We start from the raw sequence: 14,939 nt of genomic DNA, 5'->3' as shown, positions 1-14,939 counted from the left end.
GTGTGCGTTTTTGCGCGTTTCTGACCAATCTGCTGCTGACCGCCCCTCTGTGTGCCGCCGACAGCTGGCACGTTATCCAACAACAGGCCAAAGGCCAGACCGTCTGGTTTAACGCCTGGGGAGGCGATCAGGCGGTTAACCGCTACCTCGACTGGGTCAGCGGCGAGATGAAAACGCACTACGCGATCAACCTCAACATTGTCCACCTGGCCGATGCGGCGGATGCGGTAAAACGGATCCAGACAGAAGCTGCCGCCGGGCGTAAGACCCATGGCTCGGTGGATCTTTTGTGGGTTAACGGTGAGAATTTCCGCACGCTGAAAGAGGCTAACCTGCTGCAAACCGGGTGGGCACAGACGCTGCCTAACTGGCGTTATGTCGACACGGGCAAACCGGTCACGGAAGATTTCGCCCTGCCAACCGAGGGTGCAGAATCTCCGTGGGGTGGCGCGCAGCTTACCTTTATCGCCCGCAAAGCGAGCATGCCGACTCCGCCATCAGACCCGCAGGCATTACTGGCCTGGGCGCAGCAGCATCCGGGTAAAATCAGCTATCCTCGTCCGCCTGATTTTACCGGCACCGCGTTTCTGGAACAGTTACTTCTCACGCTCACCTCCCGGCCCGATGCGCTGAAACGCGCGCCCGATGACACCTTTACACTGGTTACCGCGCCGCTCTGGGACTACCTCGACAAACTCCACCCGCTGCTGTGGCGAGAAGGAAAAGATTTCCCGCCTTCACCTGCGCGGATGGATACCCTGCTCGCCCGCGGCAGTCTGAGCCTGTCGCTGACCTTTAACCCGGCACATGCGCTGCAAAAAGTGGCCAGCGGTGAACTGCCTGCCGATAGCTACAGCTTTGGTTTTCACAACGGGATGATCGGTAACGTTCATTTTGTTGCCATCCCGGCGAACGCCAGCGCCAGTGCGGGGGCGAAGGTGGTTGCCAATTTCCTGCTCTCACCTCAGGCGCAGATCCGCAAAGCCGACCCGGCTATCTGGGGCGATCCGAGCGTACTGCAGGCGAACACGCTGCCCGCAGATGAAGCAAAACAGCTTCAGGCCCACATGCCACAAGGGCTTCCGCAGATGCTTGCGGAGCCACACGCAGCCTGGGTTAACGCGCTGGAGCAGGAATGGCTGCGTCGTTACGGCACCCGCTAAGCGCACTCATCTGGCTGGCGATGGCGGCAGTGTATCTGCCGCTTGTTCCCGCCGCCGCCATGCTGTTGACTCCGGCGCTGTCGGCAGGAAACTGGCAACGCCTGTTTGACGACCCGCAGATCCCGCAGGCGCTCGCTGCCACCCTGGTATCCACGCTGATTGCCACTCTCGGCACCCTGTTTATCGCCCTGATTTTCGTCACCACGCTCTGGCCCGGTGAGCGCTGGCGTCTTCTGTGCACCCGTTTGCCGTGGCTGCTGGCCGTTCCGCACGTTGCTTTCGCCACCAGCGTGTTGCTGACTTTTGCCGAAGGCGGTCTGTTTTATCAGCTCTGTACACGCTGCTCCCCGATGTTGGATCGCTACGGGATTGGGCTGGGGCTAACTCTCGCCGTCAAGGAGAGCGCCTTCGTGCTGTGGGCGATATACGCGGTGTTACCTGAAACCCGGCTGGGTCGCCAGAATGTCGTGTTGCAAACCCTGGGATACGGGCGGTTCCAGCGGCTGTGCTGGCTGGTGATCCCGGAGATCGCGCCAGCGCTGGGTGCCACAATGCTGGCGGTGCTCGCCTGGTCCCTCTCTGTTGTGGATGTCGCCATCATCCTGGGGCCGGGGAATCCGCCTACCCTGGCGGTACTGGCCTGGCAGTGGCTGACCCAGGGCGACGTGCAGCAGCAAACGAAAGGAATGCTGCTCTGCCTGCTGATGCTCGCGCTGCTGGCCGTGCTTTCGGCGCTGGGGTTCGGTATCTGGAAGGCGTGGCGTCGCACGTTGCCTGCGCTGACAGGGGTGCGACGCACGTTCCCCCTCGCGCCGCCCGCCCGTATGCTCAGCGGAATCCTCCCCGCATGCGGCATGCTTTGCGCCGGAGTGCTGCTGATGCTGGCCCAGTGGGATGATGTTAGCGCCGTGCGTGCCAGCTTATCGTTCGGCCTGCTTGCCAGCCTGATAGGCCTGATCATGATACTGCTCTGGCTGGAATGGGGGCCGCGGCGTGGTGCACTGTGGGTCTGGCTCCCTCTCGCCCTTCCTGCGCTGCCGTTGGTTTCCGGGCAATACAGGGTGGCGTTATGGCTGGGTATCGACGGGCAGTACGCCGCCGTGCTCTGGAGCCATTTGCTGTGGGTGTTGCCGTGGATGCTGCTGATACTGCAACCCGCCTGGCGGCGCATCGATCCGCGGCTTCTCCTCACGGCCAGAACGCTTGGCTGGCGGCGGACAAAAGTCTTCTGCCTGATCAAATGTCGCCTGCTGTTGCGCCCCGCGCTGCTGGCGTTTGCAACCGGATTTTCGGTCAGCATGGCGCAATACATGCCAACACTCTGGCTCGGCGCGGGGCGTTTCAGCACCCTTACCACCGAAACCGTGGCGCTCAGCAGCGGCGGCAGCATCCCGATTCTGGCTAACCGGGCGCTGTGGCTTCTGTTGGTGACAGGGGCCGTCTTCGGCGTTGCCGCACTGTTATCCCGGCTCGCAGGCCATTATCGACGAGGATTACGTTAATGCTGAAGGTCAACAATCTCACCATTGCGCCGCTGTTCCGTGAAGTTAACTTTTATGTCCCTCGCGGTGAAATTGTCACCCTGATGGGGCCGTCCGGCAGCGGGAAATCGACCCTGTTCTCATGGATGGTTGGGGCACTGTCTGACGACTTTCAGGCGCAGGGCGAGCTGTGGCTTGACGATCGCCGCTGTGACGGGCTGCCTGTCGAGCAACGCGGGATCGGGATTCTCTTTCAGGACGCACTGCTGTTTGACCAGTACAGCGTCGGGCAAAATCTGCTGCTGGCGTTACCGGCGCGAATAACCGGACGCGCACGCCGGGAAAGGGTGCAACAGGCCCTGGATTCAGCCGGGCTAAATCGCCACTATGCCAGCGATCCGGCCACGCTGTCCGGCGGGGAGCGTGCCAGGGTGAGCCTGCTAAGGGCTCTGCTTGTCGAGCCACAGGCGTTGTTGCTGGACGAACCGTTTAGCCGCCTGGATAAATCATTGCGGTCCTCCTTTCGGACATGGGTGTTTGATGCCCTGCGCGCACGCAATATCCCGGTGGTGCTGGTCACGCATGACGATGAAGATATTCCGCCGGGTGGCGAGGTGATTGAGATTTCTCGCTGGCAATAATGTGCTAACGCAATGTTTTACCTTTCAGGAGAGACGACAATGCCCCCCTCTTTTAATGACGTCAGGTTATTCGATGAAACGTGTTTCTCAACTGACCGCGCTGGCCCTGCTTTGCGGCCTCGCCTCACTCTCTTGCATGGCCGCTGATATGCCCCATTCGCTCACACTGGCTCAGCTTCAGGAACAGCACGGCGCGGCGATCGATACCCGTGCCAGTGCGTTTTATAACGGCTGGCCGCAAACGCTGAGCGCCCCCTCCGGGCACGAGCCCGCTGCGCTTAACCTCTCTGCCACCTGGCTGAGCGCGATGAGCGACGACCAGATTGGCCGCTGGGCAAAACAGCATCAGCTTACCCCCACAACGACTATCGCCCTCTACGGCAGTGACGCTGACAACCAGGCGGTGAGCGCCCGCCTGAAGAAAGCCGGTTATCCCCGGGTTTCCGTTCTCAGCGATGCCCTGCAGTCCCCTGAGCGTCTGCAGCGCCTGCCGCACTTTGAACAACTCGTTTACCCGCAGTGGATTTATCAGCTTTCTCAGGGCAAACCGGTGGCAGCCGCCCCGGCCGGTGACTGGAAAGTGATTGAAGCCGCCTGGGGTGCGCCGAAGTTCTATCTGCTGAACCACATTCCCGGCGCGGATTATATTGATACCAACGAAGTGGAAAGCGAGCCGCTGTGGAATAAGGTTTCTGACGACAAACTGAAAGCGATGCTGGCAAAACACGGGATCCGTCACGATACCACCGTTATTCTGTATGGTCGCGATGTCTATGCCGCCGCCCGCGTGGCACAAATTATGCTCTACGCGGGCGTGAAGGACGTGCGTATTCTTGATGGTGGCTGGAAAGCGTGGTCAGAGGCCAACCTGCCGGTGGAAAGAGGGATGCCTGCTGATGTCAAACCCGCTCCCGATTTCGGCGCGCCAATCCCCGGTCAGCCACAGCTGATGATCGATATGGCGCAGGCGCGCGGGATGCTGCATCGCCAGGATGCTTCGCTGGTCAGCATTCGCTCGTGGCCGGAGTTTACTGGCGAAACCAGCGGCTACAGCTACATCAAACCCAAAGGTGAAATTGCCGGTGCCCGCTGGGGTCATGCCGGAAGCGATGCCACCCATATGGAAGATTTCCATAACCCGGACGGCACCATGCGCAGCGCCGATGACATCGCCGCCATGTGGAAAAGCTGGAACATCCTGCCGGAACAGCACGTGGCCTTTTATTGCGGTACCGGCTGGCGAGCCTCTGAGGGCTTTATGTATGCCCGGGCGATGGGCTGGAAAAACATCTCCGTCTATGACGGTGGCTGGTACGAATGGAGCAGCCACCCGCAAAACCCGGTGTCGTCTGGCGAACGCGGACCCGACAGTTCGCGCTAGGGCGTGAGTGAACGCAGCGTCAGATACCCGCTCCAGATGCGCGTTGTGGTGGTCAGCCAGCACAACGCGCCAAATACCCACGCGAGAAGCGTGAAGTGCGCCGGAAACAGGCAGCACAACACAAACAGCACGATGGTCTCCGTCCCTTCCGTTAATCCGCCGATATAGTAAAACGACTTGTGCGCATAGCCGGGGTTATCGATATTGTGTTTCGCCGCCAGAGCGGCAAAGGCCAGAAAGCTGCTGCCGGTTCCGATAAAGGCGAACAGTAGCCAGGCCGCGGCCAGCGCATTCTCAGCGGGAGCCGCGAGGGCAAAACCAAACGGCACCAGCGCGTAGAACAGAAAATCGAGCGCGATATCCAGAAACCCGCCCGCATCCGTCAACCCTCTGCGGCGTGCCAGTGCGCCGTCCAGGCCATCCAGCAGGCGATTAACCACAATGGCGACCAGGGCCGCCGGATACCAGCCAAGCGCCAGAAACGGTAGCGTCAGCACGCCTGCGGCAAATCCGGTCAACGTTAAACCATCGGGCGTGATGCCGGGTTTATCCAGCCAGGAGGCCAGCCGGTTAAGGGCGGGCTTTACCCGGGGATGAATATGTCGATCAAGCATGCGGCTTTCCTTTAAACGTGTCGCACAGTCCCTGCGCCGGGATATCCAGGGCGGCATTAAAGCGGGCCGAAAGGTTTTGAAACGCAATCAGCGCCGTCATTTCGCTAATCGTCTCATCGGTAAAAAGGCGTTTGAGCTCGCGTTTAAGCGCCTCATCCACCTGCGGCGGCGTGGCGGTGACGGCCTCCGCGTAGGCCAGCGCCGCGCGCTCCTGCTCATTGAAAAGCGCGGCGTCACGCCACTGGCTTACGGCCTGCACTTTATCCAGCGCGCCCGCGCGTTCGGCCAGGCGCAGGCTGTTGGCATCAATGCAAAATGCACAGTGACAGAGCTGGGATACCCGCGTCATCAGCAGCGAGCGCAGCACCGGCGTCAGGCGGGCGTTGCGTCGCTCCAGAAACCCGACAAACAGCGCCACCAGCCAGAACAGGCGCGGCATACGTCCCCACCAGCGCGTGGGGTTAAGCACTGCGCCAAAGTGTTTTTTCTGCATGGCGGCAATAGGTTTGAGGCTGGCGGGAAGGGATTCAACCGGGGCAACCCAGGTGGATGTCTCTTTCACGTGATTCTCCTGATGACTGGACTCCTGGAAAGGGCACGATAATATGGTGCTTTTCGCTATCAAGTATTGACGACCATGCTGAAAACACTCGATGTCGTTGCGGCAATCATCGAAAAAGACAATAAAATTTTACTGGCGCAGCGCCCCATGCATGCCGATCAGCCGGGCCTGTGGGAGTTTGCCGGTGGAAAGGTGGAAGCCGGAGAAACGCAGCCCGAAGCGCTGATCCGCGAGCTGCAGGAGGAGTTGGGGATCCACGCGCAACCGTCGTACTACGTGGCAAGCCACCAGCGGGAGGTGTCACAGCGGATAATCCATTTACACGCCTGGCACGTGCCCCACTTCAGCGGTGAACTAACGGCGCACTACCACAGCGCCCTGGTGTGGTGTACGCCTGAAGAGGCGTTTGACTACCCCTTAGCCCCGGCGGATATTCCGCTGCTGGAAGCCTTTATTCTTTTACGCGACGCCAGACCAGTGGGTTCGTACTGATGGTGCGTTCATCGCGCTGGCACTGCAGCAGGATGCCGTCCGCTTTCACCACCGCCCCTTCTGAGTAGTTCTGATCCTGATAGATGCAGCACTGGTTACAGGGCTGCGCTCTCTGGCCGCTGGAGCTAAAGACCTCCGGCGGTACGTTCACTTCCACATCCGGGCGAATGCGGTCAGCCTGCGCGCCAGCGCTCAGCATCAAACATAACGCGGTCATCACGTAACGGTTCATAGACTTCTCTTCCTGTTGTGTCCTGATAATGACTATAACGGTTAATCATCGCGGAACCTTTAATTTATCTCGTCATCGCTTTTGGTTATGACGCCGCACAGGTCATTAATTTCCCTTTCGACATAAATTTCTGCTTGCTTCGCAAAGCGGTACGGGTGGTATAGTCAAAAAAACAACACAAATCGTATAAGACACATACGGAAATTATCATAAGAGGTTCTTATATCTATGGATCAGACACGCACTCTGGAAAGTTTTCTCACCCATGTTCAGCAGCGCGACCCGCATCAGAGCGAGTTTGCGCAGGCCGTACGTGAAGTAATGACCACCCTGTGGCCCTTCCTGGAACAAAACCCACGTTATCGTCAGATGTCTTTGCTTGAGCGCCTCGTCGAACCTGAGCGCGTGATCCAGTTCCGCGTGGCGTGGGTGGACGACCGCAATCAGGTGCAGGTCAACCGCGCGTGGCGCGTGCAGTTTAACTCGGCTATCGGGCCGTTTAAGGGCGGGATGCGCTTCCACCCTTCAGTGAACCTGTCGATTTTGAAATTCCTTGGCTTTGAGCAGACCTTTAAAAACGCGCTCACTACCCTGCCGATGGGCGGCGGTAAAGGCGGCAGCGATTTTGATCCGAAAGGCAAAAGCGAAGGCGAAGTGATGCGTTTCTGCCAGGCGCTGATCACCGAGCTTTATCGCCACCTTGGCCCGGACACCGACGTCCCTGCCGGTGATATCGGCGTGGGCGGGCGTGAAGTGGGCTTTATGGCCGGAATGATGAAAAAGCTCTCAAACAACAGCGCCTGCGTCTTTACCGGCAAAGGACTCTCCTTCGGCGGCAGCCTGATCCGCCCGGAAGCGACCGGCTACGGTCTGGTCTATTTCACCGAAGCGATGCTGAAACGCCACGGCTTAGGCTTTGAAGGCATGCGCGTGGCGGTCTCCGGCTCCGGCAACGTGGCGCAATATGCCATCGAAAAAGCAATGCAGTTTGGTGCCCGCGTGGTCACCGCGTCTGATTCCAGCGGTACCGTCGTGGATGAAGCCGGCTTCACGGCTGAGAAACTGGCGCGTCTGTGTGAAATCAAAGCCAGTCGCGATGGCCGCGTGGCCGATTATGCCCGCGAGTTTGGTCTGACCTATCTTGAGGGTAAACAACCGTGGGGCGTGCCGGTGGATATCGCCCTGCCGTGTGCAACCCAGAACGAACTGGACGTTGAAGCCGCCCGCACCTTAATCAGCAATGGCGTAAAAGCGGTAGCCGAAGGGGCGAATATGCCAACCACCATCGAGGCTACCGATCTGTTCCTGGAAGCAGGCGTACTGTTTGCACCGGGCAAAGCCGCCAACGCCGGCGGCGTGGCAACGTCCGGTCTGGAGATGGCGCAAAACGCCGCGCGTCTGGGCTGGAAAGCAGAGAAAGTGGATGCCCGTCTGCACCACATCATGCTGGATATTCACCACGCCTGCGTAGAGTACGGCGGTGAGGCCTCGCAAACCAACTACGTGCGTGGTGCGAATATCGCCGGGTTCGTGAAGGTGGCGGACGCGATGATTGGGCAGGGTGTGATTTAAAGTTTATTGTGCGGCCGGGTGCCCTCACCCCAGCCCTCTCCCACGGGGAGAGGGAGAAAACCGGAGGTATCAGGCCGCGCTCTTTTTCTTTTTAAACGGTTTCTTCGCACCACCACCCGGTGCCACCATTCCTCTGAACCGCTTCACCGGCGTGCTGCGTGCCTGATCGATCAGCTGGTACAGCGTCCCCACCAGCGGCTGCATAAAGTCCTGATAGCGGCACTGCTTCTCGCTGATTTGCGTCAGCACCGATTCCCAGTGCGCCGTCATATCCGGCCGGGCGGCCAACTCCGGCAGGGAGTGGATTAATGCCCTGCCCGGCTCGGTGGAGTGAATATAGCGCCCTTTTTTCTCCAGGAAGCCGCGTTTGAACAGCAGTTCGATGATCCCCGCGCGGGTCGCTTCGGTTCCCAGCCCGTCAGTGGCGCGCAGGATCTTTTTCAGCTCTTTGTCCTGCACAAAACGGGCAATCCCGGTCATGGCGGAGAGTAGCGTCGCATCGGTGAAATGGCGTGGTGGCTGCGTCTGGCGCTCTACCACTTCCCCTTTCTCACACAGCAGCTCGTCGTCTTTAGCCACCACCGGCAGCGGAGTACCGTCGTTCTCTTCGTCACGCTCTTTGTTGCCAAGCAGCGTACGCCAGCCCGCTTCCGCCAGAAAACGCGCTTTGGCAATAAATTTGCCTTTGGCGATCTCCAGCTCAATGACGCACTTGCGGAACACCGCATCCGGGCAGAACTGCATCAGATACTGACGCGCGATCAGGTTATAGACCTTCGCTTCGTTCTCCGTCAGGTTGACGTTGCTGGCCCGCGCCGTCGGGATGATCGCATGGTGGGCATCGACTTTTTTATCGTCCCAGCAGCGGTTATGGGTATCCGGGTTGACGACCGGCTGCGGCAGCAGATCCGGCGCATGCACGCCGATGGCGTTCATCACCGCGTGGCGTCCGGCAAAGTGTTCTTCAGGCAGGTAGCGGCTGTCTGAACGCGGATAGGTGATGAGCTTGTGGGTTTCGTAGAGCTTCTGGCAGATATCCAGCACGTTCTGCGCGCTCAGGCCAAAGCGCTTCGCGGCCTCAATCTGCAGGGCAGAAAGTGAAAACGGCAGCGGTGCGGGTTCGGATTCACGTTTATCGTTATAGCTGGTGACGATGGCAGGTTGACCGGTGATCCGGTTGACCACGTGCTCCGCCAGCGGACGGTGCAGCAGACGGCCCTCTTCATCCTGATACGATTCGCAGGCATCACTCGGCTGCCAGACGGCGGTAAAACGCTCCTCTTTCGGGGTGACGATGTGCGCTTTCACTTCGAAAAAATCTTTGGCGACGAAGTTTTCAATTCCTTCATCACGGCGCACCACCAGCCCCAGCACCGGCGTTTGCACGCGGCCAACGGAGAGTACCCCCTGATAGCCGGCATTCCGCCCAAGGATCGTGTAGGCGCGGGTCATGTTGATCCCGTACAGCCAGTCTGCGCGCGCACGGGCCAGCGCGGACACGCACAGCGGGATAAACTCGCTGTTGGCGCGAAGGCGCGAAATCGCCCGCTCCACCGCCTGCGGGTTGAGATCGTTAATCAGGCAGCGCTGCACCTGCTGGCGTTTTTCCGGCGCCAGCTCCAGATAGTCCAGCACTTCATCCACCAGCAGTTGTCCTTCCCTGTCCGGGTCACCGGCGTGGACAACTTCAGACGCTTCATGCAGAAAGCGCTTAATGACGTTGAGCTGTTTGGTGACGGAGGGGCGCGGTTGCAGGCGCCATTTTTCCGGCACGATAGGCAGATCGTTGAGGTTCCAGCGGGCATAGCGGCTGTCGTAGACGTCTGGCTGTGCCTGCTCAAGCAGGTGACCAATGCACCAGGTGACCACCTGCCCTTTACCGCATTCAATAAAGCCGTCGCCTTTGCGATGCGGCTTAGGCAGCACATCGGCGATGGCACGAGCCAGACTCGGCTTTTCGGCAATAAACAACCGCATCGAATTAACGGATCTCAATCATCGGTCGGCCACCGCGCGCGGTCACCAGTTCGCCGATCGCCGTCAGGGTAATACCAAACTCGGCGGCCGTAGCCTGCACCTCGGCTTCTGACTCCGGCGTGACTGCCAGCAGCAGACCACCCGAGGTTTGCGGATCGCACAGCAGGTTACGCCACTCTTCAGGCATTTCGCCCATCAGATGACCATAGCTGGCAAAGTTACGCTGAGTACCGCCCGGCACGGCGCCCTGGGCAATATACGCTTCCACGCCTGGCAGCTTCGGCACGTCCTGATACCAGACCTGCGCCTGCACACCCGCGCCCTGACACACTTCAGAGAGATGCCCCAACAGGCCAAAACCGGTGACGTCGGTCATCGCCTTCACGCCGTCGATATTGGCGAAAGCGGCACCGGCCAGGTTCATCTGGCACATCACTTCCGTTGCCAGACCTTTATGCTCGGGTTTCAGCAGGGATTTTTTCTCGGCGGTGGTCAGCACGCCAATGCCCAGCGGCTTGGTGAGGAACAGCTTGCAACCCGCCTGCGCGGTGCTGTTGCGTTTGACGCGCTCGGTAGGCACCACGCCCGTGACCGCCAGACCGAAGATCGGCTCCGGCGCATCAATAGAGTGACCACCGGCCAGGGCAATCCCCGCCTGCTGGCAGGCAAAGCGTCCGCCCTCAATCACCTGGCGGGCTATTTCTGGCGCAAGGGTGTTGATCGGCCAGCCCAGAATCGCAATCGCCATAATCGGTTTACCGCCCATCGCGAAGATATCGCTGATGGCGTTGGTCGCTGCGATGCGCCCGAAATCGAACGGGTTATCGACAATCGGCATAAAGAAGTCAGTGGTACTGATAATGCTGGTGCCGTTACCCAAGTCATAAACCGCTGCATCGTCACGCGTTTCGTTGCCAACAAGCAGGTTCGGGTCGACAAACTTCGCCTGTTCGCTGTGCAGGATGGTTTCCAGCACTTTGGGGGAAATTTTACAACCGCAACCGGCTCCGTGGCTGTATTGCGTTAAACGAATGGTTTGCTCGCTCATGGACATCTCCTGTCAATGCAATCGCGCTATGGTAGCGCTCATTCCTTAAAGAGGTAAGTATGACTGTCTGAATTCTGCGGCAGATGCTCAGAATCCAGACAGTTTAGCGCGCGTTATCAGAAACGGCTGACGAAAGGCGTAGTGTCCGGCACGCTAATGGTGCTGGAGGCTTTAAGCTGAGGGGTGCCGAGATAGAGGAAACCGACGATTTTGTCATGCTCGCCGCAGTTGAGTCCGTCGCGCACCGCCGGGCTTTCAGTCAGTGGCCCGGTACGCCAGATACCGTTGAAGCCTTGTGCAACAGCGGCCATCTGCATCGCCATCACCGCGCATCCCGCCGACATCTCCTGCTCCCAGACCGGCACTTTATGCTCCGCCTGACATTTCGCCACGACGGCGATAATCATCGGTGCACGGAACGGCGCATTACGGGCTTTATCGATCCCTTTCTCATCCTGACCGGCGGCAACCGCCCCCTGCTCCAGCAGCTGACTGAAGCGCTCGCGGCCTTCACCTTCAATAATAAAGAAGTGCCACGGCTGAAGTGTGCCGTGATCCGGCGCACGCATACCGGCACGCAGAATGTTCTCCAGCTGCTCACCCGCTGGCGCAGGTTCCGCCAGACGTGACGCGCTACGGCGGTTAACAAGCAGTTCAAGTGCGTCCATTGGTTAACTCCTTTCTTGAAATTTACTCACAAAATTAACACGACGGCAGATTTTGTTACAGCCTGGCAGGCGATTCCTGCTGACAAGTGGCGGTTGGGTCATTACGATAACCCAACATTACCGTCCAGTGGCGACGGAAACAGTCATTTTCTGGTTAGGGAGAATACATGCGAACCCTTTGGCGAATCTTTGCCGGTTTCTTTAAATGGACGTGGCGACTGCTCAATTTCGTCCGCAACCTGGTGATGAACCTCGTTTTCATCCTCCTGGTGCTGGTTTGCGCGGGCATCTGGATGCACATCAGTAACGCAAACCAGTCACAGCATTCGACGCGCGGCGCGCTGCTGCTCGACATCACCGGCGTGATTGTCGATAAGCCTTCCACCAGCAATCGTCTGGGAGTGATTGGTCGTCAGCTGTTCGGCACTACCTCGGACCGCCTGCAGGAAAACTCCCTGTTCGATATTGTCGATACCATTCGTCAGGCAAAAGATGATCGCAACATTACGGGTATCGTGCTGGATCTGAAAGATTTTGCCGGGGCCGACCAGCCTTCCATGCAGTACATCGGCAAAGCCCTGCGTGAATTCCGTGACAGCGGTAAACCGGCGATCGCAATAGGCGACAGCTACAGCCAGGGGCAATATTATCTGGCGAGCTTTGCCAATAAAATCTGGCTTTCACCTCAGGGTACGGTCGACCTGCACGGCTTTGCCACGAACGGGCTTTACTACAAATCTCTGCTCGACAAGCTGAAGGTCACCACCCACGTGTTCCGCGTCGGTACGTATAAATCTGCCGTTGAGCCATTCATCCGTGATGACATGTCCCCTGCCGCCCGTGAAGCGGACAGCCGCTGGATTGGTGAGCTGTGGCAGAACTACCTGACCACAGTTGCCAGTAACCGTCAGATTACCCCTGCACAGGTCTTCCCTGGTGCTCAGGGCGTGCTGGACGGCTTGCGCAAGGTTGACGGCGATACCGCGAAATATGCGCTTGATAACAAACTGGTCGATGCCCTGGGAACCAGCGCGGAGATCGAAAAGTCCCTGAGCAAACAGTTCGGCTGGAGCAAAGAGGATAAAAATTACAGCGCGATCAGCATGTACGATTACGCGGCGAAAAAACCGGATGAGAGCGGTGACAGCGTTGCGGTCGTCTTCGCCAATGGCGCAATCATGGATGGTCAGGAGACACCGGGGAACGTCGGGGGTGATACCACCGCGTCGCAGATCCGTGACGCGCGTCTTGACCCGAAAGTGAAAGCGATTGTGCTGCGCGTGAACAGCCCGGGGGGCAGCGTCAGCGCCTCTGAAGTGATCCGCGCCGAGCTGGCCACTGCGCGTGCAGCAGGTAAACCGGTGGTGGTTTCCATGGGCGGCATGGCGGCTTCCGGCGGTTACTGGATCTCAACCCCGGCTAACTACATCGTCGCTAACCCAAGCACCCTGACCGGATCAATTGGCATCTTCGGGGTGATCAACACGGTAGAGAACAGCCTGGATTACCTGGGTGTACATACGGATGGTGTGGCCACTTCACCGCTGGCGGATGTGTCGGTAACCAAATCCCTGCCACCTGAAGTGTCCGAGATGATGCAGCTCAGCATTGAGAATGGCTACAAGCGCTTTATCACGCTGGTCGCTGACTCGCGTAAAAAGACGCCGCAGCAGATCGACGAAATTGCTCAGGGCCACGTCTGGACAGGACAGGATGCGAAGAGCAACGGCCTGGTCGATAGCCTGGGTGACTTTGATGACGCGGTGAAGAAAGCCGCCGAACTGGCGAAGCTCAAACAGTGGCATGTTGAATACTATCAGGATGAGCCGTCGTTCTTCGATATGGTGATGGACAGCATGTCCGTCTCCGTGCGCGCCATGTTGCCGGAAGCGCTGCAGGCTTATCTGCCAGCGCCTGTCGCCACGGCCGCGAAAGCGATTAAAGCGGAAAGCGATAAGCTCGCGGCGTTTAATGATCCACAAAGTCGTTACGCGTTTTGCCTGACCTGCGCAAACGTACGTTAAACCCCGTCCCCTCTTCCGGTGAAGAGGGGATTTTTTTCTTTTGAAGAACAAGAAATCACTACCATGCAGAAGAAATCGATTTATGTAGCCTACACTGGCGGTACCATCGGGATGCAGCGCTCTGAAAACGGCTATATTCCTGTGTCCGGTCATCTTCAACGTCAGCTTGCCCTGATGCCGGAATTCCACCGCCCGGAAATGCCTGACTTTACCATCCACGAGTACGAGCCGCTGATGGACTCCTCCGACATGACGCCGGAAGACTGGCAGCATATCGCGGATGACATCAAAGCCCATTACGACCAGTACGACGGCTTTGTGATCCTGCATGGTACCGACACCATGGCCTTTACCGCCTCGGCGCTCTCCTTCATGCTGGAAAACCTGAGCAAACCGGTGATTGTCACCGGCTCGCAAATTCCGCTGGCGGAACTGCGCTCGGATGGACAGATTAACCTGCTTAACTCTCTCTATGTGGCGGCGAACTACCCGATTAACGAGGTCTCGCTGTTCTTCAACAACCGTCTGTATCGTGGCAACCGTACCACCAAAGCGCACGCCGATGGGTTTGACGCCTTCGCCTCACCAAACCTGCAACCGCTGCTGGAAGCGGGTATTCATATTCGTCGTCTGGGCACGCCGCCTGCGCCGACCACCTCAGGCGAGCTGATCGTTCACCCGATCACCCCGCAGCCGATCGGTGTGGTAACCATTTATCCGGGCATCTCTGCTGATGTGGTGCGTAACTTCCTGCGCCAGCCGGTAAAAGCGCTGATTTTGCGCTCCTACGGCGTGGGTAACGCGCCGCAGAACAGTGAATTCCTGAAAGAGCTGCAGGAAGCGAGCGAGCGCGGGATTGTGGTGGTTAACCTGACGCAATGTATGTCCGGCAAGGTCAATATGGGCGGCTATGCCACCGGAAACGCTCTGGCGCATGCGGGGGTGATCAGCGGATTCGATATGACCGTCGAGGCCACACTGACTAAACTTCATTATTTACTGAGTCAGGATCTGGACATCCAGTCCATTCGCAGCGCCATGATGCAAAACCTGCGCGGCGAACTGACCCCGGACGAATAAGGAG

14 protein-coding genes are annotated in these 14,939 nt (G+C 58.7%); 8 read left to right on the top strand and 6 right to left on the bottom strand.

The features are described 5' to 3' along the window. The first annotated feature begins 2 nt into the window (after positions 1-2). The 4 genes from HX884_RS10495 (at position 3) to HX884_RS10480 (ending at position 4,666) form a co-directional block, all read left to right on the top strand. Positions 3-1,163 (top strand): ABC transporter substrate-binding protein, encoded by a 1,161-nt coding sequence (locus tag HX884_RS10495; RefSeq protein WP_375138599.1) that lies wholly within the window; start codon positions 3-5, stop codon positions 1,161-1,163. After that, positions 1,136-2,665, top strand: coding sequence for a thiamine ABC transporter permease (locus HX884_RS10490; RefSeq protein ID WP_178328108.1), 1,530 nt, complete (start codon positions 1,136-1,138; stop codon positions 2,663-2,665). Before HX884_RS10495 ends, HX884_RS10490 begins: the two co-directional genes overlap by 28 nt. Then, complete coding sequence (locus HX884_RS10485; RefSeq protein ID WP_178328107.1) at positions 2,665-3,285, top strand: ATP-binding cassette domain-containing protein; 621 nt, start codon at positions 2,665-2,667, stop codon at positions 3,283-3,285. The genes HX884_RS10490 and HX884_RS10485 overlap by 1 nt, the downstream gene beginning before the upstream one ends. A 73-nt stretch (positions 3,286-3,358) precedes the next feature. Then, positions 3,359-4,666: a sulfurtransferase gene (locus HX884_RS10480; protein ID WP_058684496.1), complete on the top strand. Its 1,308-nt coding sequence runs from the start codon at positions 3,359-3,361 to the stop codon at positions 4,664-4,666. Here HX884_RS10480 and HX884_RS10475 read toward each other — a convergent pair. Both HX884_RS10475 and HX884_RS10470 read right to left on the bottom strand, forming a co-directional pair. After that, a complete protein-coding gene (locus tag HX884_RS10475; protein WP_014831518.1) occupies positions 4,663-5,280 on the bottom strand; it encodes a CDP-alcohol phosphatidyltransferase family protein in 618 nt (205 codons plus the stop codon). The two genes, HX884_RS10480 and HX884_RS10475, sit on opposite strands and share 4 nt — an antisense overlap. Continuing rightward, positions 5,273-5,842 (bottom strand): carboxymuconolactone decarboxylase family protein, encoded by a 570-nt coding sequence (locus tag HX884_RS10470; protein ID WP_045295811.1) that lies wholly within the window; start codon positions 5,840-5,842, stop codon positions 5,273-5,275. The genes HX884_RS10475 and HX884_RS10470 overlap by 8 nt, the downstream gene beginning before the upstream one ends. A 75-nt stretch (positions 5,843-5,917) precedes the next feature. Between HX884_RS10470 and HX884_RS10465 the strand changes: the two genes are divergently transcribed. After that, positions 5,918-6,334, top strand: coding sequence for a pyrimidine (deoxy)nucleoside triphosphate diphosphatase (locus HX884_RS10465; RefSeq protein WP_045902848.1), 417 nt, complete (start codon positions 5,918-5,920; stop codon positions 6,332-6,334). On the opposite strand, the gene HX884_RS10460 is transcribed toward HX884_RS10465, so the two are convergent. Next, positions 6,294-6,566: a YnjH family protein gene (locus HX884_RS10460; RefSeq protein ID WP_013097042.1), complete on the bottom strand. Its 273-nt coding sequence runs from the start codon at positions 6,564-6,566 to the stop codon at positions 6,294-6,296. The two genes, HX884_RS10465 and HX884_RS10460, sit on opposite strands and share 41 nt — an antisense overlap. Before the next feature lie 228 nt (positions 6,567-6,794). On the opposite strand from HX884_RS10460, the gene gdhA reads away from it, so the two are divergent. Next, positions 6,795-8,138, top strand: a complete 1,344-nt coding sequence (gene gdhA / locus HX884_RS10455; RefSeq protein WP_020688396.1) for an NADP-specific glutamate dehydrogenase — start codon at positions 6,795-6,797, stop codon at positions 8,136-8,138. 69 nt (positions 8,139-8,207) lie between these two features. Here gdhA and HX884_RS10450 read toward each other — a convergent pair whose 3' ends face one another. The 3 genes from HX884_RS10450 to HX884_RS10440 form a co-directional block, all read right to left on the bottom strand. Further along, entirely contained in the window at positions 8,208-10,115 is a 1,908-nt protein-coding gene (locus HX884_RS10450; protein WP_178328106.1) for a DNA topoisomerase III, read from the bottom strand. 4 nt (positions 10,116-10,119) lie between these two features. Next, a complete protein-coding gene (selD, locus tag HX884_RS10445) occupies positions 10,120-11,163 on the bottom strand; it encodes a selenide, water dikinase SelD (protein ID WP_014831513.1) in 1,044 nt (347 codons plus the stop codon). A gap of 116 nt (positions 11,164-11,279) precedes the next feature. After that, entirely contained in the window at positions 11,280-11,831 is a 552-nt protein-coding gene (locus tag HX884_RS10440) for an NAD(P)H nitroreductase (RefSeq protein ID WP_013097046.1), read from the bottom strand. Positions 11,832-11,998: 167 nt separating this feature from the next. Between HX884_RS10440 and sppA the strand changes: the two genes are divergently transcribed. Next, entirely contained in the window at positions 11,999-13,855 is a 1,857-nt protein-coding gene (sppA, locus tag HX884_RS10435) for a signal peptide peptidase SppA (protein WP_178328105.1), read from the top strand. 63 nt (positions 13,856-13,918) lie between these two features. Further along, positions 13,919-14,935: an asparaginase gene (gene ansA / locus HX884_RS10430; protein ID WP_013097048.1), complete on the top strand. Its 1,017-nt coding sequence runs from the start codon at positions 13,919-13,921 to the stop codon at positions 14,933-14,935. Positions 14,936-14,939 lie beyond the last annotated feature (4 nt).

The sequence above is a fragment of the Enterobacter sp. SECR19-1250 genome, assembly GCF_013391025.1.
Lineage (GTDB): Bacteria > Pseudomonadota > Gammaproteobacteria > Enterobacterales > Enterobacteriaceae > Enterobacter > Enterobacter cloacae.
Note: the sequence above shows the minus strand (reverse complement) of the source record. Positions and strands in the feature narration are given on the sequence as shown.

What these genes read in the sequence shown, in the direction of transcription:
- HX884_RS10490 (WP_178328108.1), top strand. Translation starts at nt 1,136, where the DNA reads ATGGCTGCGTCGTTACGGCACCCGCTAAGCGCACTCATCTGGCTGGCG.
- HX884_RS10485 (WP_178328107.1), top strand. Translation starts at nt 2,665, where the DNA reads ATGCTGAAGGTCAACAATCTCACCATTGCGCCGCTGTTCCGTGAAGTT.
- HX884_RS10480 (WP_058684496.1), top strand. Translation starts at nt 3,359, where the DNA reads ATGAAACGTGTTTCTCAACTGACCGCGCTGGCCCTGCTTTGCGGCCTC.
- HX884_RS10475 (WP_014831518.1), bottom strand. Translation starts at nt 5,280, where the DNA reads ATGCTTGATCGACATATTCATCCCCGGGTAAAGCCCGCCCTTAACCGG.
- HX884_RS10465 (WP_045902848.1), top strand. Translation starts at nt 5,918, where the DNA reads ATGCTGAAAACACTCGATGTCGTTGCGGCAATCATCGAAAAAGACAAT.
- HX884_RS10460 (WP_013097042.1), bottom strand. Translation starts at nt 6,566, where the DNA reads ATGAACCGTTACGTGATGACCGCGTTATGTTTGATGCTGAGCGCTGGC.
- gdhA (WP_020688396.1), top strand. Translation starts at nt 6,795, where the DNA reads ATGGATCAGACACGCACTCTGGAAAGTTTTCTCACCCATGTTCAGCAG.
- HX884_RS10450 (WP_178328106.1), bottom strand. Translation starts at nt 10,115, where the DNA reads ATGCGGTTGTTTATTGCCGAAAAGCCGAGTCTGGCTCGTGCCATCGCC.
- selD (WP_014831513.1), bottom strand. Translation starts at nt 11,163, where the DNA reads ATGAGCGAGCAAACCATTCGTTTAACGCAATACAGCCACGGAGCCGGT.
- HX884_RS10440 (WP_013097046.1), bottom strand. Translation starts at nt 11,831, where the DNA reads ATGGACGCACTTGAACTGCTTGTTAACCGCCGTAGCGCGTCACGTCTG.
- sppA (WP_178328105.1), top strand. Translation starts at nt 11,999, where the DNA reads ATGCGAACCCTTTGGCGAATCTTTGCCGGTTTCTTTAAATGGACGTGG.
- ansA (WP_013097048.1), top strand. Translation starts at nt 13,919, where the DNA reads ATGCAGAAGAAATCGATTTATGTAGCCTACACTGGCGGTACCATCGGG.